The organism is Frigidibacter sp. MR17.14 (assembly GCF_037095735.1).
In the GTDB taxonomy this organism is placed as follows: domain Bacteria; phylum Pseudomonadota; class Alphaproteobacteria; order Rhodobacterales; family Rhodobacteraceae; genus Frigidibacter.
Window position 1 is genome coordinate 1 of record NZ_JBAWKD010000004.1, and the last position, 19,373, is coordinate 19,373.

Here is a 19,373-nt window from a genome sequence, read left to right on the forward strand (position 1 = left end):
GCTTCGCCATCGGGCTCAGCTCCGCCGGCCATTCAGGCCGTGGCGCCGACGCCCGTCATGCACTAAGATCGAATCCGGACCACCCGTTCGGGGCAGGCCACAGCGGTGAAGTTGAATGCTTCTTCCCTAAATCTTATCATGGCATGGCCATAGCTAGTGGGGGCTCCACGTCGTATACTAAAATTCCCTTAGATAGATCGGCATGCGAGATGCAGAGTCATCCAACTTGTCGCTTGGCAGTCGTCAAGATCGCAAGCCGGTGCAATTTGAACTGCACCTATTGCTACATGTACAACCTCGGCGACCGCACTGCGCTAGCTCAACCGAAGACGATGCCGGATGCTGTGATCGATGCAACTGTAGACATTTGCATGAATCATGCTGCCGAGCATGGTCTCAAACGGTTCCGATTTGTATTTCATGGGGGCGAGCCGCTTATGGCGGGAGCTGGCAAGTTCCAACGGCTGATCGAAGCGGCCCGGCTCCGCGGACGTGACGTCGGCGTCGTGCCGGACTTCTCCGTCCAGACAAACGGGACTCTTCTGACAGACTATTGGTGCCGAAGGCTTGCGGACTGGGGCGTAAGGGTGGGTGTCAGCCTTGACGGACCCAAGGCGGTGAATGATCGACAGCGGGTTACGCACACTGACGAAGGATCCTATGACAAGGTGATTTCCGGCTGGGACCGAGCCAAGGCACACGGACTAAGACCTGGAATCCTGACGGTCATCGATCCGGTAAGTGCCGCTGACGAGGCGTACAAGCACTTGCGCGAGTTAGGTCCTGTTAACGTGGACTTCCTTCTGCCTGATGCGAACCACGACCGGCGACCTCCAGGCGACCACGGCGGCACCCCCCACGCAGACTGGCTGCTCGATGTCTTCCGCCTCTGGTACTCGGAGGAAGAGCGGCCGTTTCGGGTGCGGGTCTTCGAACAGATCATTGCGACGACACTTGGCCTCGCATATCCGAACGACTCGATGGGCGCGGGAGAGAACGAGATAGTAGTGATTGAGACCGACGGTGAGGTCGGCCCGGTCGACACGCTGCGTGCAGCAATCCCAGGAGCAAGCCGCACGGGCGTCAACGTGCTCCGCGATAGCTTGCTGGCTGCCCTAGATCACCCGCTCCTGCGGCAGTATCACGGCTCGAACAGCTCCCTCTGCGCGACGTGCAGAGCCTGTCCAATCAATCGCATCTGCGGCGGAGGATATCTTTCGCATCGTTACAGCGCAGCGCGGGGCTTCGACAATCCTTCAGTTTATTGTAACGATCTAACAAAACTGATTTCTATCGTGAGGCGGAACGTGCTCGACATGCTGCCCGATGAGGCACTGCGGCAGGCCAACCTAGTGCCTTGGTCCACAGCCGAGGTCGCAGCAGCGCGCGGAGACACCGTCGCAGTACTTACAGCTGAAAGAGAAGAATAAAGCGCCTCATATCGCCGCCCTCGCCTTCGAAAGCCCGAATGATGTTGAATCCATTGCGCTCGAGCACCTCTGTCCAATCTACAAGACTGCCAGGTGGAATTCCTTGGCCGGACAGCACCTGGGCAACGTCATGAAACAACCCGCGTTTTCTCGCACTATCATCGTCCAGTGGATGGCCGAGACTTCCGAAATAGTCGCCGAGCAGCATGATGCGGCGAGGGAACGCACTCTTTAACGTAGCAAACCATGCGTCGATCTCAGTGCCATCGGGATCGCTGAAGAAGGCATTGGCAACGTTTGTTGCGATGAGACATTCTACCGCATCGCGCTCTTCCACGCCCAGCAACCCATCGACTTCGCTCAGATCACCTTCGACCGCGCGCACCCGGCCGGACAGGCCGCTTCTAGCGATCCGCCTCTGTGCCTCTTTGATGGCGGGCGCGCTGCAATCAATGCCAATGCAGCGCGCCTTAGGATTGCGCAATGCATACTCGATCATAAGGCCGGCTGTACTGCAGCCCAGATCGACCAGATTGTTGATGCGAAGCTCACTGAGCAGCTGCAAGGTAACGAGGTCCGCTTGGTTTCGATCGGCGCGGGCAAATGCTGCTGCATGCCGGGCCTGATCGACCAGAGCGCCGCCATCGACTCTTCCACCCAGAATGCCTGACAGCGCGTCTAGGCAAGGACCGTAGGCCCCCACATACTGGTCGAGCAGATGCAGCGCGAACTGAGTTTCCGGATCTTCTGTGGCGACGTGATAGCCTAACGCTGTCTTTTTGACGACATCGCTCCGCAAGGACAAGTAGTCGAGCAGCACGGTAAGGTGTTCGCGCTCATAGCCAAGTTTAGCTGAGAGTGTGTCCACAGTAGCGCCCGAAGACAGGTGATCGAGAAGCCCGGCGCTGTGGAAAGCGTCAAGGATTCTGACGACGTAGTAGCCTTCCATCAAGGCAGTTATCGTCGGCGCCGACCCGGAGCTCATGCGGCGTCTTGCCCTGCTGCTTCTGCAATGCGTACGAGCGCGCCCAGGTCGACCAGCGCGGCGACATCTTCAGGTGTGGCAGCCGGACGGCCCTGCAACAGGCAGGTACGCAAGACCTCATCATAGGTCACAGGCTTGGAAAACATGCCGAGAAACTCAAGGGTTTCTGCGCCGATGGCGAAGAGACGGACCTGCCCATCCTTGCGAAGTAGTAACCAATCCGAGAGGGACCGTGCCGAGTTGTCCGCGCCGTAGATCCGAAGGTCTTCTTGTTCGGCCAGCAGAGCGGGAACATCGTGACAGTCCGGCAGCAGACGCACCGCATGCGATAGCCGCAGCGCACCGTTGGTATTGCGTTCGGCGGCACCGTCCTGCTCGGGCACGACCCGCTTGAACGCTGACAGAAGCGCAGCGAACCGGGCAACCGAAGACACCGGGGCCCCTGCGCCGAAGCGTTCCGCAACATAAGCTGCAAGCGAAGCAAGCCCGGGCGGCGGCATTTCCGGCATTTGCCTGCAAGACCAGCTGTAAAAACCGTCCGCCAGCCGGCTGAGTCGCCCGCCATGCCATGCGATTAGGTAGGCCAGAACGGGCCGATCAAGCTCGTAAAGTACAGGCCAGAGGTCGGTCGTGAAGATCAGTCGAGCGCGCGCGATCTGTGTCGGAAAATGATAGTGGTTTGGGAAGATTCCGGGATGCCGCCGCAAGAGATCGTCATCCTCAGGTGCAAGCCGCGGGAAGTTGAACTCCGACACATGCGCATCCAGACGCAGGGTGCCGCCGTGCCGTGCCATGAGCTCAGTTCCCGGCTCCGGCGTCAGAAGGTGCAGCTGCGACACGTTTAGGGCGCTGGCGCATTGATGCGCCTCTCCCACCGCATCGAGCGTCGAGTCGAGATCCTCCATGTTTTCCTCGGGATATCCCGTGATGAAGGACGTCGTAGTCCGGATCGAAAGCCGTGCTGTTTCAGCCAGAGTGGGAGCAATAAGGCCCAGGTCGAGGCGCTTTTTTGTTATCTCCTGCATCCGGGACGAGCCTGCCTCGACGCCGAAATAGATGTCGCGGCACCCCGACTTGGCCATTGCTTCCAAAAGCGGCGCGTCGACGCAATCCATCCGGGCGGAGCAGGACCACTCGTAGCCGCGATTGGAAACTGCTTCACAAAACGCGAGAACCAGCTTGCGGTTAACGGTAAAGAGATCGTGGTTTAGTTTGAACCGTAAGAACCCGTAGCGCTCCGCCAGCATGTCCATTTCAGAAACAAGGCGCGTTGCGGATTTCAGCCTGTAGCGTCGCCCGAAAAAGGTCGCGGTGGAACAGAAAGTGCAGCTGAACGGGCAACCCCGTCCTGCCTCGACACGGATCTCGCCTAGTCCCAGCCGATGCAGCGGATAGGCCTCGTAGGAGGGAACCGGTAGCGCATCCAAATCCTCGATAACTTGCGCAGGCGAATTCTCGACTATCAACCCCCTGGCAGACCTAAAACTGATCCCGGGTATGCCCGAGAGCGACTTGTCCGCCTCGAGCGCGTCCAGCACCAGTGGCAGACTGTGCTCAGCCTCGTGCCGGGCGATGATGTCGAAACAGCCAAATGCGTCGAGGAGTTCGCGATGAAGGATCGTTGCATGAGGCCCCCCCAGAAGAACGGGACGATCAGGACTAATCCTCCGCAGCGCCTGCGCGGTCTGCACAACACAATGGATGTTGCATCCGAGTGCAGTGAAGCCTACCGCGTCGGCTTCTGCATCCGAGATGATCTGGGCTAGAGTTGCATATAGGCTTGGTCCCAGCTTCAACTTCCCGTCGAGCAGCAACTGCCTAGGATTGAGAATAGATGCGTGATGTCCGGCGCCGTGCGCCACGGCGACGAGGGACATCAGACCCAGATGCGGCTGCGGGTCAAATGCCGGAGTATCGGGGTCGCCCTCAAAAAGCAGGTTGTCCACGAGCAGAAGTTTCACCGTAACCACTCCCCGCGCAACTCGACGAAGCCGCGACGAGCAGCCGCGACCGCGGTTGCACGCAACTCCTCTGGGCTAATCTGGGATAAGTGTGCCTCAGCCAGCATTCGCCGCGTCTCTTCCGGCCCACCGCCCGCGCGAAGAGCAGCGAACACCGCGGCGGTGAGTGCGTCCACCTCGAATATCGAAACAGAATCCCCATTCTCAGGACGCCAGTAGCAGAGGGTATGCCGACGCATTACCACATCTAATAGAGTAAAATTCCGCGCTCCGAGGCAGTCGCAAATCCGAATTACGTCAGTCGTCTTTGGTACTAGTGACATCGCACCATGCCAGCGCATGTGGTTTGTTTCTCTGATTGCCGGCCGTGTCCTGCCCAGATCGAAGAGAAGGCGTTCGTGCGCAAAAGTCTCCGCCACTGGAGTGGCCAGCTGTTCGGGCTGTTCAGCGAGAAACCCTGAGAGCGCCTCCGAAAAAAGATCGAGGTGAGTCCTTTCTTCTAAAGGCCCCTTGCGCCGCGCGGAGACGTAGGTTTGAGAAAAGTCACAAAAGAACAACAGCTCGACGCCGAGTCCACCCATCAGGCCGAGTGTTGCGGGAATACGGCGGCGCAGGGCGTTATGCTTCACTTTGGTTATAAAGCCGCGAAAGCGTAGGAGCCGCTCAAGCTCTGAGGTACCTAACATCTCAGCCGCGATGTCTTCAGCCGTGCCCTCGCTAGACGTCTCAGATAGGCTCCGGCTGTGCGCTCGCAGCAAAAACTCAGGATCCGTCAAACAACGCGCAACAACACTTTGCGCATGGTCGGGGTTCATGCCAGCGTAGCTTTGGCCTGTCGGGCCAAGATTATTCGGCGCACGCGCTGGACGTCGCGGATGACTGTCTCCGTCGGAAACGTCGCATCCCAATTATACTCCAGTGTCACCGCCCTCGGCCGGGAGGCGGACATCAATCGGTCGAACAGTTCGAAGACCAGTGCTGGTGCCGGCATAGTGTGATCGTCCCAAACTGTGCCTCCTTCCTCGCGCGCTCCGGAAAGATGCACTTCCACTACCCGATCCAGCGGGAGCGCCATCAGTGTCTCGAACGGGTCCAAAGATAAGTTCGAACAGCTGATGGCGAGATGTGAAAGGTCGAGAAGCAGCCGCGCCTCAGAGCGTCTGGCGCAGAGCAAGTTGAGAAATTCGACCTGGTCCATAGTGCTGCCCGGCATGCAAAAGTAAATTGGTCCATTCTCAAGCAGCACCGTCGCCCCTAGCTTGGCTTCCCAGGTGGCGCTGGCACTCACCACCCTGTTGAGGACGGCCTCACTGAGCTGCGGACTGACGGTATAGCCAACGTTGAACGGTATGCCGTCCACAACGAACTCTGCACCCGTTCGATCTTCTGCGGCCGTCACCGCATCATGCTCCGCTATCTCGCGATAGCGTCCGTCGCTACGTACATAGGCGAGATGCTCGCCCACCCACGGAGTTTTTGTCTTCTTGATCCAGTAGGCCAGCTTTTCGACCAACGCTTGCTCTGGCGGATTATTCCCTGCAATCGAGAGCGAGGCACAATGAAGAACGATCGGAATTTCATCGTGCAGGGCACCCACCTCGGGAGTTCCCAAAAGTTGTTCGAACGCTATCTCTACGTAATCAACCAGACCAGGCTCAGCCTTGACCAACCCCGGAACGTACTCGGAGTACGTCAATCCCACAACCGTGCGGTCGCTCGGAAAGGGCCGCGCAGGAGTCATTGCCGAACCGCTCCGGTCAGTCGATCAGTTGCTTAAAGGCAGAAAGCCGATCAAGAGATACAGTGCCGCGATCTTCGATGACAACCGATATCTTTCCGCGCTCTTGGATGCACTTGATGACATCTTCCCGCGTTTTCGGATCCAGAAGATCAAACTCGAGAACTTCTCGACCGGGAACCTTGGTTTGGTCATTTTCAGCCATCGCTCAACTCCTCGTTCAGCACTTTGCTAGTCTAACAGACCTTTGCGCCGCCGCATAGCGTCCCATGATGCAGAGAAAGACGAGGCGGCCGCCGGGCCTTACAAAGTCACGTACTTCGCACTAGAGGAAACACCTCTTCCAGGGCAACCGCATCGCCGTCACGCAAATGCCCCGTTGCCCCCGGAACAAACATTGCGCCTTGGCGCGCACTCCAAGTCACGCTTGGGCCCAAATATCTTATTGACAACCCTATGCGATCACTCTGGGACTTGTTCGCTCCGGCACCGTGGATGACGAGCGGATGGTGTAGCACGACGTCTCCGGGCTCAAGCTCAAAGCTGACGAGATCTAGGTCATCGGTGTCCATAGCGACAGACGAGTCTACAGGGGTTGCCTCGACCTTGGTCGAGCTAGTCTCGAATGCATCAACGGGGCGGAGCATCGGCCCCATAACGTGGCTCGCACGCCTGTAGACTACAGCGCTACCGTTCCGATCTACCCGAGTAACGGCGATCCAAATGCTCGGGATCTGATCGCCAGTGAACGGCCAGAATGGAAGGTCCTGATGCCACTGGGTAGGTGTTCTGGTTCCCGCTCGTTTGAAGAACAACTGATCGTAGAATAGGCGAACCCGCTCCCCACCGAGAACATCGCTTGCCAGATGCGGTATGGTCGACTCCAGAGCAATGTTGCGAACTACGTCACTCCAGCGCCACATGAAAGCACCGACGAGAAATTTACCGCTCTTGTCGGCACTGCGCGTTTGATCCTTCCAAAGATAATGAGGAGCAGCAACAAACTTCTCAATTTCCTCGCGTAGAGTCCGTACCTCCGTGCTGTCCAGCACTGCTCGTGCGACAGTCACTCCATCCCGCAGGTATTCAGATCTTAGATCGCTGCCTGCTCTTGCCATCGATCTTCTCTTGCGGCGAGCGGCATCTCGTCCAGCCGAGGACCGGAAAGCCTATCGCTCTCAAACCGAGCAAGCAGCTCTGGCTCAGCTACCGCGAGCGGAACGAGCAATCCGTCGATATGAAGAGACACCTGCGCCACTTTCACCGCCCAATCGACGTCGACTTCTGGCCAGGCATCCGGGCGTTGAAGGCTTAGCGCCAGTCTGGCCCTGTCCTTGTCGATGAAGCGAACAGACCGTCGGTCCTCACCAAACCTCGTATCAAAAAGGATGAAAAGATCTTCGCTCAATTCGGCGAGGTGCAGCATTGGACGGCGACCGGCTCGCTCCGTCCACTCCCTTCGCCAGTCCTCAACCAACGTTTCTAGGCGCGCGGCCAGCGCCGGGCTGCGCCTGCTCGCGCTCTCGTAGTCTCCTACGAAGTGGTATGCTATCCTACTAACATCGACGTCGCTCGGGTAAACGTCGAAGTAAGCTTCCATAGGCCTCACATTTGTTATGCCAAACTTTTCAGCCGCGTCGAAGTAGGGGCTGAAGCGATCAATGCTCAACTGGCAAAAACCCGTGGGCGGGTTGAGGTGACACAACTTTGGAATTAATCCAATAATATCTGCGTACTGTATCTCTTCATCTCCAGGAAAGTCATGGAGAAGATTCCAATTTACCGAGACATCCAATGAAAGGGCGTAGCGGAGCAGGGCGATGTTCTGTCCAGCCGAAACGCCCTTTCGCATATGACGCAGAAGCGACGTGGAAAGAGATTCAATTCCTGGCTGGATTACCCTAATGCCCGATCTTGCCAGCTGCTCGACCTTCGAGAGCGTAAGGTTTGCCTTTTGCTCATAAAAAATATGTAGCTTATCGCGAATTGGCTCGAGCTGCGGTAGAAGAGAGTCGAAATAATTGCTCGGCATTATATTATCTGTGAACAATATCTTTCCATTAGGATGATCAACCAAAAGGTCTGTTATTTCCTTCACTACCTTTTCGGCAGATTTCTGTCGGAAAGCCATGCCGCTTCCATTGATTCCACAAAAAGTGCAGTGGTTCTTTTCGCCCCACCAGCACCCACGGCTGGCTTCATATGGCAGCCAAAGGGTCTCACAAACAGCCTGCCCGCCCAACTTCGTAATTCCGTTCAGTTGCTCGTAGTATTCAGCAAAAGTAGGTGTTGGGAGTGCTTCCATATCGCGACAGGGTTGCCCTGCCACAACTCGTTCCACGAAAGGTTCGCCGGCTAAGATACTCTTTAGAGCACGGGGGAACGTCAGTTCCGACTCACCTGAAAAGACGTGATCGATCGAGGGTGTCAGATCCGCAACGCCGGCCGCCATGGCTCCGTCGCAGTTGGCTCCGCCGATAAGCGTCTTTCCGGTGGGTCGAAGTCGTTTTATGGCCTTGAGCAGAGCGACTGATGCTGCCGTCTGCTCGAAGGTCGTGGTGCACCCGAAGACGTTGACGCTTCCGGTCGTAGCCCACTCCGCGAAGTCGCGGACGAACGAAGTTGCCTCCTCCTGAATTTCTCTAAGGTCGACACAGAAGCGTTTGAGCGGATCATTGACGTCGGCGCGACGGAAAGAGGATTCGCTGGGCCTGTCGGTCGGCTTCGTTCCAAATGCAGCCGGCGCAAAAATCTTCTCACCGAGCAGCGCGGCCGTCGGTGCAAAGCATATGGCTTCATAGAGTTCAGCGCCAATTCGACTTGCGAAGGAGATGTTAGCGTAAGCGACGCTGACCTTCAGACCCTCTTTGGCCCCGCACGCTTGAAGCAGATGCAAACCGAGCGACGGGCGATCAATACCCGCGAAGGGTGGCATGATAAGAAGCGCGTCGGAGACTAATAATCTTTCAGAGATCGCTCTCGCATTCATCGGCCATCCTTCAGAATGATTTTCCAATGCTAATCATTATCCCACCCTGCGCGGCCGTGCTGGCACCGGAAGCCGCGAACTTTGGATCTTGCATCTCACGCACAAACTTCTGAAGATTCTCCTTCATCTTTGGCGTCATTACGATGCCTTCGCGTTCAAGGACGGAAGTTGGATCCTTCATGAAATCTGCTTGCAAATCTTGATTTTCGTTCAGTCGACGCTCTAAGTCAGCGAGGTCAAAGGTCATGACGCATTCTCCCTAAGCTTCCAGCGCCTGAGTCAATTTACACGATGCGCCGCCTGGCGTGAACCATGTAAAAACTAAGGTAGTTTGATGCCGTCATTCTGGCACGCCGAAGCTGTTCCAGATCCATAGCCACTACATTTACTCGAGTCGGTGCCTGACGCATCGTACAACTGCGACGCCTTTTTGCACGCGTCCTTCCGTGTGGAAAATGGGCCAGCAAGATCAGCGCCCAAAGGACTAGCTGTCTTTAGCTGAACGTGACAGATACCGCTCGTGGTCTGCCGTCGCACCATCCATTCATCCGGCATCACATGACTCCCAAATGTTCAAGCCACGCTTACGGTCGCACCTCAATATTTCCGAGTAGTGCGAGTCGGAGGGTAGCAACATTTCAGGGATTTCGCTAGGAAGTTGTGGAACCTCTGAACAACCTCGGCCACGGGCGGTGATCTGATAGGCTGGCGGCGAACTCGATGGAGCGCCGCCGATGAAGCAGACCACCTTCACCTCGCAGGCCTATGATGGATAGAAGAAGCGAACCCGGCGGGAGAAGCTTCTCGGCGAGATGGACGCGGTGGTGCCCTGGGCGCTACTGTCGGCGCTGATCGAGCCGCACTACCCCAAGGCGGGGCCGAAGGGCGGGCGGCAGCCGATTGCGCTGGAGGTGATGCTCCGGATCTACTGGCTCCGGCAATGGTACGCGCTGTCCGACCTGGCGGCCGAGGAGGCGCTCTGCGACAGCGAGGCGATGCGCCGGTTCGCCGGGCTTGAGCTGGGCGATGATGCGATTCCCGACGAGACGACGATCCCAAAACTTCCGGCACCTGCTGGAGCGGCAAGCGCTGACGCGGGCGATCTTCGTGGCGGTGAACGCCTACTTGCGCGAGAAGTGCATCCTGCCGCGTGAAGGCACGCTGGTCGATTCAACACTCATCGACGGGCCGAGCTCGACCAGGAACAAGCGGGGCGCTCGCGACCCGGAGATGAGCAGCACGAAGATTGGCAACGCCTGGTACTTCGGCATGAAGGCGCATGTTGGCGTCGACCTCGACAGTGGCGTGGTCCACACACTGGAGACCAGCACCGCCAAGGTGCACGACATCCAGAAGTTCGACCACCTGCTGCACGGTGACGAGCGCGCGGTGTTCGGTGACAAGGGCTATGTCAGCGGCGAGCGGGAGGCGGCGTTCCGAACCCAGGGCAAGATCTGGTGGGTGATGCGTAAGGCGCCGAAGCGCGGCCTGCTCGCTGCCGCCACTTCTACCGACGAGAATCGGTAGATCAGACCCTCCTTGTTTCGGCTTCACGACGCTGGGCGGACGGACTCGCTGTCGATGTGATGTCCCGCTCTGCCTATCCTGCCAACAAAAACAATCAGTTAGAGTGGAGAAGGTTGGACGTCAGGCCCATTCCCTCCGCCACCTACCTCACATAAAGACTCCGCGCGCCGCTCGCAGGGCAGGTCCAGGCTAGAACGCCCGCGTTCCGGCACGCCTTCGGTTGGCGGCTGCCGCGCTGGGGCGGGGGCGTGCGGTTTTGGTCGCCCGACGCCGGACAGGTGACATCACGGCGCGACGGGCGTTCCGCAGCAAGCGGCCAGCCATGAGGGATCTGCGATCAAGCTAGGGGGGAAAGGTGCAGGTTTCTGTTGCCAGGTACCTGCGAACCCCGCCTTACGCGGCTAAGCGCAAGGACTTAGTTTCGGCGACCCGAACTGCTTACGCAGCCAGAGCCATTGCCGGAGCACGGTTGTTGTTGGCAACTGTACGTTTCGGACCGATAACGGTGGTACCTCACCGGGACAAAGCCAACCCCTTTAGACGTTCGTCGATCCTATTTCGGCCCCAGACTGTCCCAACAAGACAGGGTTTGGTGGAGCCGCCGGGTACCGCCCCCGGGTCCGAGCCGCTTATTCCGAGCGCGTTTATGCCCATAGTCCCGGGCAAGCCCGGAACAGGACGAGATATAGGGCGCGCCCCCGCCGCATGCAAGCGTCAGGCAATCGCGCCCTGCCGCGCAGCCCGGAAGGGCAGATCCCCTGCGACGGCGTCTGCCCGCAGCATTCCCGTCTCTGTCGGGCGCCGAGTTTGGAACCGTAATTCACGATTCGATTGGTAGAGTTTTCTTCGTCGGACCCGGTGTTCGAAGCCAGATGGTCCAGCGAAGGAGACAGCCGATGACCAAGATCCTGCTCGTCCCCGGTCTCGACGGTTCGGGGCCCGCCCATTGGCAGGCCTGGTGGGCCGCGACCGATCCCCGGGCGATCCTGCTCGACTGGCGCGACCCCGCGCGCCCCGAGGCCGCGGATTGGGAGGCGGAACTCGCCGGCGCCGTTCTGCATCATCCGGGCGCGGTGCTGGTGGGCCACAGTCTTGGCGCGATCACTATCGCGCGGCTGCTGGCGCGCTGGCCCGACCTGCCGGTGGCGGGCGCGCTGCTGGTCGCCCCGGCCGATCCGGCGCAAAGCGAGCGGACCTGCGGCTTCGGCGCGCTGCCCGACCGCCGGCTGCCGGTGCCCGCGACGCTGGTCGCCAGCCGCAATGACCCCTGGCTGGGATACGCCCGGGCCGAACGGCTGGCGGGCGACCTCGGCGCGCGGCTGGTGGATCTCGGGCCTGCCGGGCACATCAACGTGGCGAGCGGCTTCGGCCCCTGGGCGCGCGGCAAGGCGCTGGCTAGTGGTCTGCTGGGCCGGCTGGACGCCTCGGATCTGCCCGAACTGCGGCCCGAGAAGCGAGCCGCCTCTGCGCGCCGGCCGGCCATTGCCGAGCCCGCGATCCCTGCGCCCCTGCCGTCGCGCGCGGCGGTCTGGGGCCGGTGCTACGGCTGAGGAGGGTCAGATGCGCGATATCGTCCAGACACCGGAGCACACCGCCAAGGCCGAAACCGCCGGAACCGCGCCGCCGCGCGGGGCCGGACGCGCGATCCTGATCGTCGGGGCAGGGGCCAGCGGCACCATCCTGGCAATCACGCTGGCGAAGCGGCTGGGGCCCGAGGCGACGATCACCCTGATCGACCCCGCGGCCCGCGTCGGGCGCGGCGTCGCCTATGCCCAGCCCGACCGCGGCCATCTGCTGAACAGCCCGGCCGAGGCGATGGGCGTGCTGGCCGAGGCGCCCGGCGACTTCGCCGACTGGCTCGCCGCGCGCGGCATGGCACCGCCGGCGGGCGGCTTCGCGCCGCGCGCGGCCTTTGGCAGCTATCTGGCCGACCGCTACGCAAGGGCCGCGACCGATCCCGAGGGCGCCCGGATCCTGCGGATCGAGGCGGCCTGCATCGACCTGCGCACCGTTCCGGGCGGCGTCGAGGCGCATCTGGGCGACGGGCGGCGGGTCGCGGGCAGTTTCGCGGTGCTGGCGACCGGGCACCCGCGCCGCGCCCCCGACGGCGAGGGGCTGGTGCGCGACGGCTGGGCCAGCACCAGCCCGCCGGTCGATCCCGACGGGCGGGTGCTGCTGGTCGGCACGGGGCTGACCATGGCCGACCATGCGCTGGCGCTGCTGAAGGCGGGCCACCGTGGCGAGATCGTCGCGGTGTCGCGCCGCGGGCTGTTGCCACGGGCGCATATGCGGCCAGGCAGCCCGAAACTGGCGCTTCCGGCGGGCGTGCTGCCCTTCGGTCAGCCGCTGTCGTCCTGGCTTGCGCTGGTGCGCAGGCTCGCGCGCGAATGCGGGGCACGGGGCGGCGGCTGGCAGGCGGCGATCGACGCGATCCGCCCGCATGCGAGCGAGATCTGGGCCAGCCTGCCGCCCGAGGAGCGCCAGCGCTTCCTGCGCCATGCCGCACCCTGGTGGGAGGTGCACCGCCACCGCCTGCCGCCGGCGAGCCTGCGCGCGCTCGAGGCCGCGCGGGTCGCGGGGCAGTTCCGGGTGCTGCGTGCGGGCTTCCTGGGGGCCGAGGCGGGACCGGCCGGCCTCACCGCACGCCTTGCCCCCTGGGCGGCGGGCGTGCCCGACGCGCTAAACTGTGCAGAGATCCGCGACTGTCGCGGCGCGGGCCGGATCCGGGCCGAGGATCCGCTGGTGCGAGCGCTGTTCTCGCGTGGGATCGCCCGGCCCGACGATGCCGGGCTCGGGTTCGAGACGGATCGCGGCGGGGCGCTGATCGCGGCCTCAGGCGCGGTGCAGGAGCGGATCCGCGCCCTCGGGCCGCCCTGCCGCGGCTCGCTCTGGGAGACGACCGCGATCCCCGAGATCCGGGCGGCGGCGACGCGTCTGGCGGCGGCGCTGGAGCAGAGCCTTGCCTGACCCTCGCGCCAAGGGGGATCAGCCGCTGACCGGCGGTGCCAGCGGCGATCGGGCGCCGAACAGGCGCGGGATCTCGATCCGCGGGCAGCGGTTCTCGACGACGCCAAGGCCAGCGGCGCGGGCCTTGGCCGCCGCGGCCGGGTGCGAGATGCCAAGCTGCATCCAGATCGTCCGCAGATGCGGCAGCGCCGCGATGGCTTCGTCGACGACCTCGGGCACCGCCTCGGGGCGGCGGAAGATGTCGACCATGTCCACATGGATGTCCGCGGGGATCTCCGACAGGCTCGCATGGACCGTCTCGCCCAGCAGGACCTTGCCCGCCTGACCCGGATTGACCGGGATCACCCGATAGCCCTGTGCCTTCAGATATTCCGCGACATAATGCGAGGGACGTTCGGGATCGGGGGAAAAGCCGACCACGGCGATCACCCGGGTCGAATGCAGCGTGTCGCGCAGGAAGGCATCGGTGCTGGTCATGGCCGGAATCGCTCCCATCTTTGACGTCAGGCCCTGAATCTGGGGCGTCCGCGCGAAAAGGGAAGATCGGGAATGGCCTTCGTCGAGATCCGCGCCGCCACGCCGCAGGACGCGACGATCCTGGCGCGGCTGCATGTCGCCGCCTGGCGCGAGACCTATGCGACGCTGCTGCCGGCCGAGGTGGCGCGGCTCGACCCCGCGCGGCGGCGCGAGCGCTGGCGCGCGATCCTCGAGGCCGAGATCAGCGGACGTGCCGGTGGCGCCGCGACGCAGCTGCTGCTGGCCGACGGCCTGCCCGCGGGCTTCGTCACCGCCGGTCCGCAGCGCCATCCGCCGCTGGCCGAGATGGGCTATGACGGCGAGATCCGCGCGCTCTACCTGCTGCGGCGCTGGCAGGGGCAGGGCTTCGGGCGGCGGCTGATCGGGGCGGGGGCGGTGACACTGGCGCGTCTGGGGGCTTGGGCGGCCAGTGCGCAGGTGCTGGCCTCGAACCAGCCGGCCGGGGCGTTCTATGCGCATCTGGGGGCGCGTCTGGTGGCGCGGCTCGGCGGCGGGGCGCGGGCCGAGGCGACCTGGGCCTGGGAGGATCTGCAGGTGCTGCTGCCCGATGCGCTGCGCCAGGGCGCGGTGCCGCCCTATGGCGGAAACGCGCCGGGCTGACCCCGCACCGCGGGGCTCGGGCGCGCTACGCCGTCCGGCATGCGCCTGCAGGGGACGGTTCTCAAAGAAAAAAGCGCCCGGGACAGGCCCGGGCGCAAGTGGCGGAACGAGGGACAGTGAAGAGAACACGACAGTTCCGTTGCCGTCTTCCTGCTATGAATATAGCGCGGTTTCTGTGGCGTTAAAGCCACCATCCCAAATTTGTTATCGGTGCGTGACTTGCGCGCGATCCGGGGATGGGGCAGGGCCCGCGCCGCCCGGCTACTTGCGCGGAATCGCCTTCCAGCCGGCGGCGGCCTTGCCGATGGTCTCTGGCGCGGTCGCTTCGAAAACCTGAGCGGCTTCAGGGGTTTCCAGAAGGTAAAGCTTGCCGTCGAGGATGCGGAACAGGTCCGGGTCTCCGGCCGCGAGCCGCCCCGCGGCCAGCGCCACCGGACACCAGCCGCCGAACTGCGGCGCGAATCCGGCCGGGTTCATTTCGAAGGCCTGCCGATTCTCGGGCGTGGCGAAATACCAGGTGACGCCGCGCCAGCGCACGGCATGGCCGGCGTCGCCGGGCTGCGCCACCGACTGGCTGAAATAGGCGACCGGGTCGTAGCCGCCGATCGCGACGCCGCCGGTCGCGGCATAGTGCTTGGACTTGGCCAGCGCCGGAACCGCCAGCGACAGCGACAGGGCGCAGACAAGCGCGGCCAGCAGCGTGTGCAGGCCCTGCGTCGTTCTGCGCGGCAACCGCCGCAGGCGCGGGCGGGGCAGGGACGGGAACGGGGGCATCACGGGGCTGGCGGCAGCGGTCACGAAGGTCTCCTTGCGGGCTCGCTGCGAAAGATGGCAGCGCCGGGCGCCCTTCGGAAGGGCCGCGACGCTACACCTTATCGTGTGGCGGCAGCGTAGAGCGCGACGGCCGCGGCGTTCGAGACGTTAAGCGAGCCGAAATCGCGGGCGAAGGGGATCTTCGCCAGCACGTCGCAGGTCGCGCGGGTCTTCTCGCGCAGGCCCGGCCCCTCGGCGCCCAGCACCAGCGCCACGGGGCGCGATCCGGCCGCGGCCAGCGCCGGGGCCAGCTCGGTCTCGGCCTCGCCGGCAAGGCCAACCAGCCAGTAGCCCATCTCGCGCAGTTCGGTCATCGCGTCCGACAGGTTGGTGACCCGCAGGTAGGGCTGGCGTTCCAGCGCGCCCGAGGCGGTCTTGGCCAGCGCCCCGGTCTCCGGCGCGGCATGGCGGGCGGTCGCGATCACCGCGCGCGCGCCGAACACCTCGGCCGAGCGCAGGATGGCGCCGACGTTGTGCGGATCGGTGACCTGGTCGAGCATGACCACCAGCGGCAGGCCAGCCCCGTCGATGCAGACATCGGCGACCCGGCCCCATTTCAGCGGCTTCACCTCGAGCGCGGCGCCCTGGTGCACGCTTTCCGGCGGCAGCGGCACGGCGCGGTCGAAGACGCGCGGATCGACGATCTCGGGTTCCATCCCCGAGGCCGCGATCTCGGTCGCGAGACGGTCCTGCGCGTTCTTGGACACCACCAGCCGCAGCTTCTCGCGTGCGGGGTTGCCCAGCGCGTCGCGCACGGCGTGGATGCCGAAGAGCCAGATGGTCTCGGCCTCTGCCTTGCGCTTGGCGCGTTCCTTGTCGATGACCCAGGTCGGCTTTTTCATCCCTCCGCGATAGCCGGTTCGCGCGCGGCGCACAATGCCCGGGCTGCGGCGCCCGGGGCCGGCACCCGGTGCGCGGCGGGGCTCATCGACCCGAACAGGCTGCCGCTGCGGCAGCGGGAAAAACCCGCTTGACGCCCTTGGGGGGCTCCGATATTCCGCCGCCAGCGTCGGGCGACGTGCTGCAAGGTGCGGCAGCGGACTGTAACTCCGCCGGGGAGACCCATGCCTGGTTCGATTCCAGGGTCGCCCACCATTCCCCCCTTTCAGGACCGGAATGGTGGCCCGCCGAGGCGGGAGTAAACCCCCACAAGACCTTCAGTCCTGCCGCCAGATACAGTGGCGCGCGCGGATCAGGCGTCGTTCAGCTTGGGACGCCGCCGGGTTTCGGACAACTCGCGCCGCAGCGCCATCGCATTGCGCTTCATCAGCCACCAATGCGGCTCGTCCTGCGGGCGCAGCGGTTCCGGCGCAGGCTTGCCAGCGCCCGAAGACGCGCGTGGCACGGCAATTTTCTCGTCCTTCATGGCATCTCCTCCTCCTCCGTCACACCGTCGGTGAATTAGCGCGAGAAGTCCGCCAAACCATGCCCTGCGAGAAGATTGTTTCGGAACGGGATGGTTCGCGAGGCGCAGCGCGCTCAGTGCAGCAGCAGTTGGGCCAGCTTGTAGGCGGCGCCGATCCAGGCTGCCGCGACATAGGCCAGAAACGCACGGTTCCAGAACACACGGGACTGCATGACCGACATCCCCCCGAATGAAAGCCTGCCCTTGCCTACGCCGGATCGCGCCCGCGCGCTACGTCACAGGACATCGGCGGTGCCGCGCGTGGAAAAAATTTGGCGGCGACAGGTCCGCGCAGGTTCATGTTCCCTTTGTGTTCCGGCTTCGTTAAGCTTCCGGCAACGACCGGGCACAGGTCGCGGAGCACAGGCATGACCACGGCGTATCTCGACAGGCTCAACGACCGCCAGCGCGCGGCTGTCACCTTCGGCGTGGCCCCGGGCAGGGTGCCGCCGCCGCTGCTGGTCATCGCGGGGGCGGGGTCGGGCAAGACCTCGACCCTCGCGCACCGGGTCGCGCATCTGCTGGTCAACGGCGCCGATCCGCGGCGGATCCTGCTGATGACCTTCTCGCGCCGCGCCGCCGCCGATCTCACCCGCCGGGTCGAACGGATCGTCGCCGGCGCCACCGGGCAAGAGGCGCTGGCCGCGGCGCTGGACTGGGCGGGAACCTTCCACGCCATCGGTGCCCGGTTGCTGCGCGACCATGCGCCGGCGATCGGCCTCGATCCCGACTTCACCATCCACGACCGCGAGGACAGCGCCGACCTGATGAACCTCGTGCGCCACGAGGCCGGCCTCTCGCGGACCGAGGCGCGCTTCCCCGCCAAGGGCACCTGCCTGTCGATCTATTCGCGCTGCGTGAACTCGGGCGAGGCGCTGGACGGTGTGCTGCGCGACCATTTCCCCTGGTGCGCGGCCTGGGAGGCCGAACTGAAACGGCTCTTCGCCGCCTATGTCGCGGCGAAGCAGGCGCAGAACGTGCTCGATTACGACGACCTGCTGCTGGCCTGGGCGCAGGTGATGGACGACCCGGCCTTCGCGGCCCATCTGGGCGGTGCCTGGGACCATGTGCTGATCGACGAATATCAGGACACCAACCGGCTGCAGGCGCGCATCCTGCTGGGGCTGAAGCCCGACGGGCGCGGCCTGACCGTGGTGGGCGACGACGCGCAGTCGATCTACGGCTTCCGCGCGGCCGAGGTGCGCAACATCCTCGACTTTCCCGCCAGTTTCGCGCCGCGGGCCGAGGTGGTGACGCTTGACCGCAACTACCGCTCGACCCGGCCGATCCTGGCCGCCGCGAACGCGGTGATCGGCGCCTCGCGCGAACGCTTCACCAAGGACCTGTGGTCCGACCGCGACTCGGCACGGCTGCCGCGGCTGGTGACGGTCGCGTCCGAGGCCGACCAGGCCCGCGCCTTCGTCGATGCGGTGCTGGCCAACCGCGAGGCCGGGCAGCGGCTGATGGATCAGGCGGTGCTGTTCCGCACCGCAAGCCATTCCGGCCAGATCGAGGTCGAGCTGACCCGCCGCAACGTGCCCTTCCGCAAGTTCGGCGGGCTGAAGTTCCTCGATTCGGCGCATGTGAAGGACGTGATGGCGCTGCTGCGCTTCGCGCGGAACCCGCGCGACCGCGTCTCGGGCTTCCGCGCGCTGCAACTGGTCGAGGGCGTGGGACCGGTCGCCGCGCGCCGCGTGCTCAAGCTGCTGGACGCGAGCCCCGCGCCGCTTGCCGCCCTGCGCACGCTGCCCGCCCCGCCGCGCAGCACCGACTGGGCCGGCTTCGTCGCGGCCCTGCCCGAGGGCGCCGGCTGGCCCGAGGCGCTGTCGCGCGCGCGCAGCTGGTACGACGCGCAGATGGACCGCCTGCATGACGAGCCAGAGTTCCGCCGCGCCGACCTGGGCCAGCTGGAACAGATCGCCGCCGGCTATCCGGGCTGCGAGGCGTTCCTGACCGACCTCACGCTCGATCCGCCCGATGCGACCAGCGCCCCCGCCGGGGTGCCGCTGAAGGACGACGACTACCTGATCCTGTCGACGATCCATTCCGCAAAGGGGCAGGAGTGGAAGTCGGTCTTCGTGCTGAACGTGGTCGATGGCTGTATCCCCTCGGACCTCGGCACCGGGCAGAGCGCCGATCTCGAGGAAGAGCGCCGGCTGCTCTATGTCGCGATGACGCGGGCCAAGGATGCGCTCAGCCTCGGGGTGCCGCTGAAGTTCTACGTCACCCAGCAGGCCAAGCGCGGCGACCGCCACCTGTATGCCACCCGCACCCGCTTCATCCCGACGCCGATGCTCGACCGGTTCGAGCAGGTCTACTGGCAGCCGCCCCTCGCCCCCGGCGCCGCCGCGGTCCCCGCGCCGCCCCGGCTGGACGTCGCGGCGAAACTGCGCGGCATGTGGGATTGACGCGCGGGCCGCA

Annotated in this window: 19 protein-coding genes, 1 tRNA gene and 1 other RNA gene; 8 read left to right on the forward strand and 13 right to left on the reverse strand. The window is 63.8% G+C overall.

Going from position 1 to position 19,373, the window contains the following annotated elements; translation table 11 throughout:
• The first annotated feature begins 209 nt into the window (after window positions 1–209).
• Complete coding sequence (locus tag V8J36_RS12180) at window positions 210–1,430, forward strand: radical SAM protein (protein WP_336467936.1); 1,221 nt, start codon at window positions 210–212, stop codon at window positions 1,428–1,430.
• Here V8J36_RS12180 and V8J36_RS12185 read toward each other — a convergent pair.
• The 8 genes from V8J36_RS12185 to V8J36_RS12215 all read right to left on the reverse strand — a co-directional run bounded on the left by V8J36_RS12185 (window position 1,408) and on the right by V8J36_RS12215 (window position 9,350).
• Entirely contained in the window at window positions 1,408–2,379 is a 972-nt protein-coding gene (locus V8J36_RS12185; protein WP_336467575.1) for a class I SAM-dependent methyltransferase, read from the reverse strand. The genes V8J36_RS12180 and V8J36_RS12185 overlap by 23 nt on opposite strands.
• Before the next feature lie 32 nt (window positions 2,380–2,411).
• On the reverse strand, window positions 2,412–4,376 hold the full coding sequence (locus V8J36_RS12190) for a B12-binding domain-containing radical SAM protein (RefSeq protein WP_336467576.1): 1,965 nt from the start codon (window positions 4,374–4,376) through the stop codon (window positions 2,412–2,414).
• A complete protein-coding gene (locus tag V8J36_RS12195) occupies window positions 4,373–5,191 on the reverse strand; it encodes a hypothetical protein (protein WP_336467577.1) in 819 nt (272 codons plus the stop codon). The genes V8J36_RS12190 and V8J36_RS12195 overlap by 4 nt, the downstream gene beginning before the upstream one ends.
• A complete protein-coding gene (locus V8J36_RS12200; protein ID WP_336467578.1) occupies window positions 5,188–6,072 on the reverse strand; it encodes a DUF692 domain-containing protein in 885 nt (294 codons plus the stop codon). Before V8J36_RS12200 ends, V8J36_RS12195 begins: the two co-directional genes overlap by 4 nt.
• A gap of 61 nt (window positions 6,073–6,133) precedes the next feature.
• Window positions 6,134–6,319 (reverse strand): ApyA family aminopyruvatide-related RiPP, encoded by a 186-nt coding sequence (locus tag V8J36_RS12205; protein ID WP_336467579.1) that lies wholly within the window; start codon window positions 6,317–6,319, stop codon window positions 6,134–6,136.
• 106 nt (window positions 6,320–6,425) lie between these two features.
• Complete coding sequence (locus tag V8J36_RS22860) at window positions 6,426–7,232, reverse strand: phytanoyl-CoA dioxygenase family protein (protein ID WP_442902486.1); 807 nt, start codon at window positions 7,230–7,232, stop codon at window positions 6,426–6,428.
• Window positions 7,208–9,103 carry a RiPP maturation radical SAM C-methyltransferase gene (locus tag V8J36_RS12210; RefSeq protein ID WP_336467580.1) on the reverse strand — a complete coding sequence of 632 codons (1,896 nt, stop codon included), beginning with the start codon at window positions 9,101–9,103 and terminating at the stop codon, window positions 7,208–7,210. Before V8J36_RS12210 ends, V8J36_RS22860 begins: the two co-directional genes overlap by 25 nt.
• 10 nt (window positions 9,104–9,113) lie before the next feature.
• Window positions 9,114–9,350, reverse strand: coding sequence for a hypothetical protein (locus V8J36_RS12215; RefSeq protein WP_336467581.1), 237 nt, complete (start codon window positions 9,348–9,350; stop codon window positions 9,114–9,116).
• Between the two features lie 565 nt (window positions 9,351–9,915).
• On the opposite strand from V8J36_RS12215, the gene V8J36_RS22865 reads away from it, so the two are divergent.
• Window positions 9,916–10,257, forward strand: a complete 342-nt coding sequence (locus tag V8J36_RS22865; RefSeq protein WP_442902487.1) for a transposase — start codon at window positions 9,916–9,918, stop codon at window positions 10,255–10,257.
• On the forward strand, window positions 10,211–10,630 hold the full coding sequence (locus V8J36_RS22870; RefSeq protein ID WP_442902488.1) for a transposase: 420 nt from the start codon (window positions 10,211–10,213) through the stop codon (window positions 10,628–10,630). The genes V8J36_RS22865 and V8J36_RS22870 overlap by 47 nt, the downstream gene beginning before the upstream one ends.
• A 354-nt stretch (window positions 10,631–10,984) precedes the next feature.
• Here V8J36_RS22870 and ssrA read toward each other — a convergent pair.
• Window positions 10,985–11,345: a transfer-messenger RNA gene (gene ssrA / locus V8J36_RS12225) on the reverse strand.
• A 181-nt stretch (window positions 11,346–11,526) separates the two neighbouring features.
• Here ssrA and V8J36_RS12230 point away from each other — a divergent pair.
• Together V8J36_RS12230 and V8J36_RS12235 are read left to right on the forward strand one after the other, a co-directional pair.
• Window positions 11,527–12,180, forward strand: a complete 654-nt coding sequence (locus V8J36_RS12230; protein ID WP_336467582.1) for an RBBP9/YdeN family alpha/beta hydrolase — start codon at window positions 11,527–11,529, stop codon at window positions 12,178–12,180.
• Between the two features lie 10 nt (window positions 12,181–12,190).
• Window positions 12,191–13,597, forward strand: a complete 1,407-nt coding sequence (locus tag V8J36_RS12235; RefSeq protein ID WP_336467583.1) for an FAD/NAD(P)-binding protein — start codon at window positions 12,191–12,193, stop codon at window positions 13,595–13,597.
• 18 nt (window positions 13,598–13,615) lie between these two features.
• On the opposite strand, the gene V8J36_RS12240 is transcribed toward V8J36_RS12235, so the two are convergent.
• Window positions 13,616–14,074 (reverse strand): CoA-binding protein, encoded by a 459-nt coding sequence (locus V8J36_RS12240; RefSeq protein ID WP_336467584.1) that lies wholly within the window; start codon window positions 14,072–14,074, stop codon window positions 13,616–13,618.
• A gap of 72 nt (window positions 14,075–14,146) precedes the next feature.
• Here V8J36_RS12240 and V8J36_RS12245 point away from each other — a divergent pair, with 72 nt between their 5' ends.
• Window positions 14,147–14,734: a GNAT family N-acetyltransferase gene (locus V8J36_RS12245; RefSeq protein WP_336467585.1), complete on the forward strand. Its 588-nt coding sequence runs from the start codon at window positions 14,147–14,149 to the stop codon at window positions 14,732–14,734.
• A 261-nt stretch (window positions 14,735–14,995) separates the two neighbouring features.
• Here the strand turns inward: V8J36_RS12245 and V8J36_RS12250 are convergent, their stop codons facing one another.
• Both V8J36_RS12250 and rlmB read right to left on the reverse strand, forming a co-directional pair.
• A complete protein-coding gene (locus V8J36_RS12250) occupies window positions 14,996–15,532 on the reverse strand; it encodes a YHS domain-containing (seleno)protein (RefSeq protein ID WP_336467586.1) in 537 nt (178 codons plus the stop codon).
• Between the two features lie 74 nt (window positions 15,533–15,606).
• Window positions 15,607–16,389 carry a 23S rRNA (guanosine(2251)-2'-O)-methyltransferase RlmB gene (gene rlmB, locus V8J36_RS12255; protein WP_336467587.1) on the reverse strand — a complete coding sequence of 261 codons (783 nt, stop codon included), beginning with the start codon at window positions 16,387–16,389 and terminating at the stop codon, window positions 15,607–15,609.
• Window positions 16,390–16,558: 169 nt separating this feature from the next.
• Between rlmB and V8J36_RS12260 the strand changes: the two genes are divergently transcribed.
• Window positions 16,559–16,642, forward strand: a tRNA-Tyr gene (locus tag V8J36_RS12260).
• 97 nt (window positions 16,643–16,739) lie between these two features.
• Here V8J36_RS12260 and V8J36_RS12265 read toward each other — a convergent pair.
• Window positions 16,740–16,913: a hypothetical protein gene (locus V8J36_RS12265; protein WP_336467588.1), complete on the reverse strand. Its 174-nt coding sequence runs from the start codon at window positions 16,911–16,913 to the stop codon at window positions 16,740–16,742.
• 407 nt (window positions 16,914–17,320) lie between these two features.
• Here V8J36_RS12265 and V8J36_RS12270 point away from each other — a divergent pair, with 407 nt between their 5' ends.
• A complete protein-coding gene (locus V8J36_RS12270; protein ID WP_336467589.1) occupies window positions 17,321–19,360 on the forward strand; it encodes an ATP-dependent helicase in 2,040 nt (679 codons plus the stop codon).
• The last annotated feature ends 13 nt before the right edge of the window (window positions 19,361–19,373 follow it).

What these genes read in the sequence shown, in the direction of transcription:
- V8J36_RS12180 (WP_336467936.1), top strand. Translation starts at nt 210, where the DNA reads ATGCAGAGTCATCCAACTTGTCGCTTGGCAGTCGTCAAGATCGCAAGC.
- V8J36_RS12185 (WP_336467575.1), bottom strand. Translation starts at nt 2,379, where the DNA reads ATGGAAGGCTACTACGTCGTCAGAATCCTTGACGCTTTCCACAGCGCC.
- V8J36_RS12195 (WP_336467577.1), bottom strand. Translation starts at nt 5,191, where the DNA reads ATGAACCCCGACCATGCGCAAAGTGTTGTTGCGCGTTGTTTGACGGAT.
- V8J36_RS12205 (WP_336467579.1), bottom strand. Translation starts at nt 6,319, where the DNA reads ATGGCTGAAAATGACCAAACCAAGGTTCCCGGTCGAGAAGTTCTCGAG.
- V8J36_RS22860 (WP_442902486.1), bottom strand. Translation starts at nt 7,232, where the DNA reads ATGGCAAGAGCAGGCAGCGATCTAAGATCTGAATACCTGCGGGATGGA.
- V8J36_RS12210 (WP_336467580.1), bottom strand. Translation starts at nt 9,103, where the DNA reads ATGAATGCGAGAGCGATCTCTGAAAGATTATTAGTCTCCGACGCGCTT.
- V8J36_RS12215 (WP_336467581.1), bottom strand. Translation starts at nt 9,350, where the DNA reads ATGACCTTTGACCTCGCTGACTTAGAGCGTCGACTGAACGAAAATCAA.
- V8J36_RS22865 (WP_442902487.1), top strand. Translation starts at nt 9,916, where the DNA reads ATGGACGCGGTGGTGCCCTGGGCGCTACTGTCGGCGCTGATCGAGCCG.
- V8J36_RS12230 (WP_336467582.1), top strand. Translation starts at nt 11,527, where the DNA reads ATGACCAAGATCCTGCTCGTCCCCGGTCTCGACGGTTCGGGGCCCGCC.
- V8J36_RS12235 (WP_336467583.1), top strand. Translation starts at nt 12,191, where the DNA reads ATGCGCGATATCGTCCAGACACCGGAGCACACCGCCAAGGCCGAAACC.
- V8J36_RS12240 (WP_336467584.1), bottom strand. Translation starts at nt 14,074, where the DNA reads ATGACCAGCACCGATGCCTTCCTGCGCGACACGCTGCATTCGACCCGG.
- V8J36_RS12245 (WP_336467585.1), top strand. Translation starts at nt 14,147, where the DNA reads ATGGCCTTCGTCGAGATCCGCGCCGCCACGCCGCAGGACGCGACGATC.
- rlmB (WP_336467587.1), bottom strand. Translation starts at nt 16,389, where the DNA reads ATGAAAAAGCCGACCTGGGTCATCGACAAGGAACGCGCCAAGCGCAAG.
- V8J36_RS12265 (WP_336467588.1), bottom strand. Translation starts at nt 16,913, where the DNA reads ATGAAGGACGAGAAAATTGCCGTGCCACGCGCGTCTTCGGGCGCTGGC.
- V8J36_RS12270 (WP_336467589.1), top strand. Translation starts at nt 17,321, where the DNA reads ATGACCACGGCGTATCTCGACAGGCTCAACGACCGCCAGCGCGCGGCT.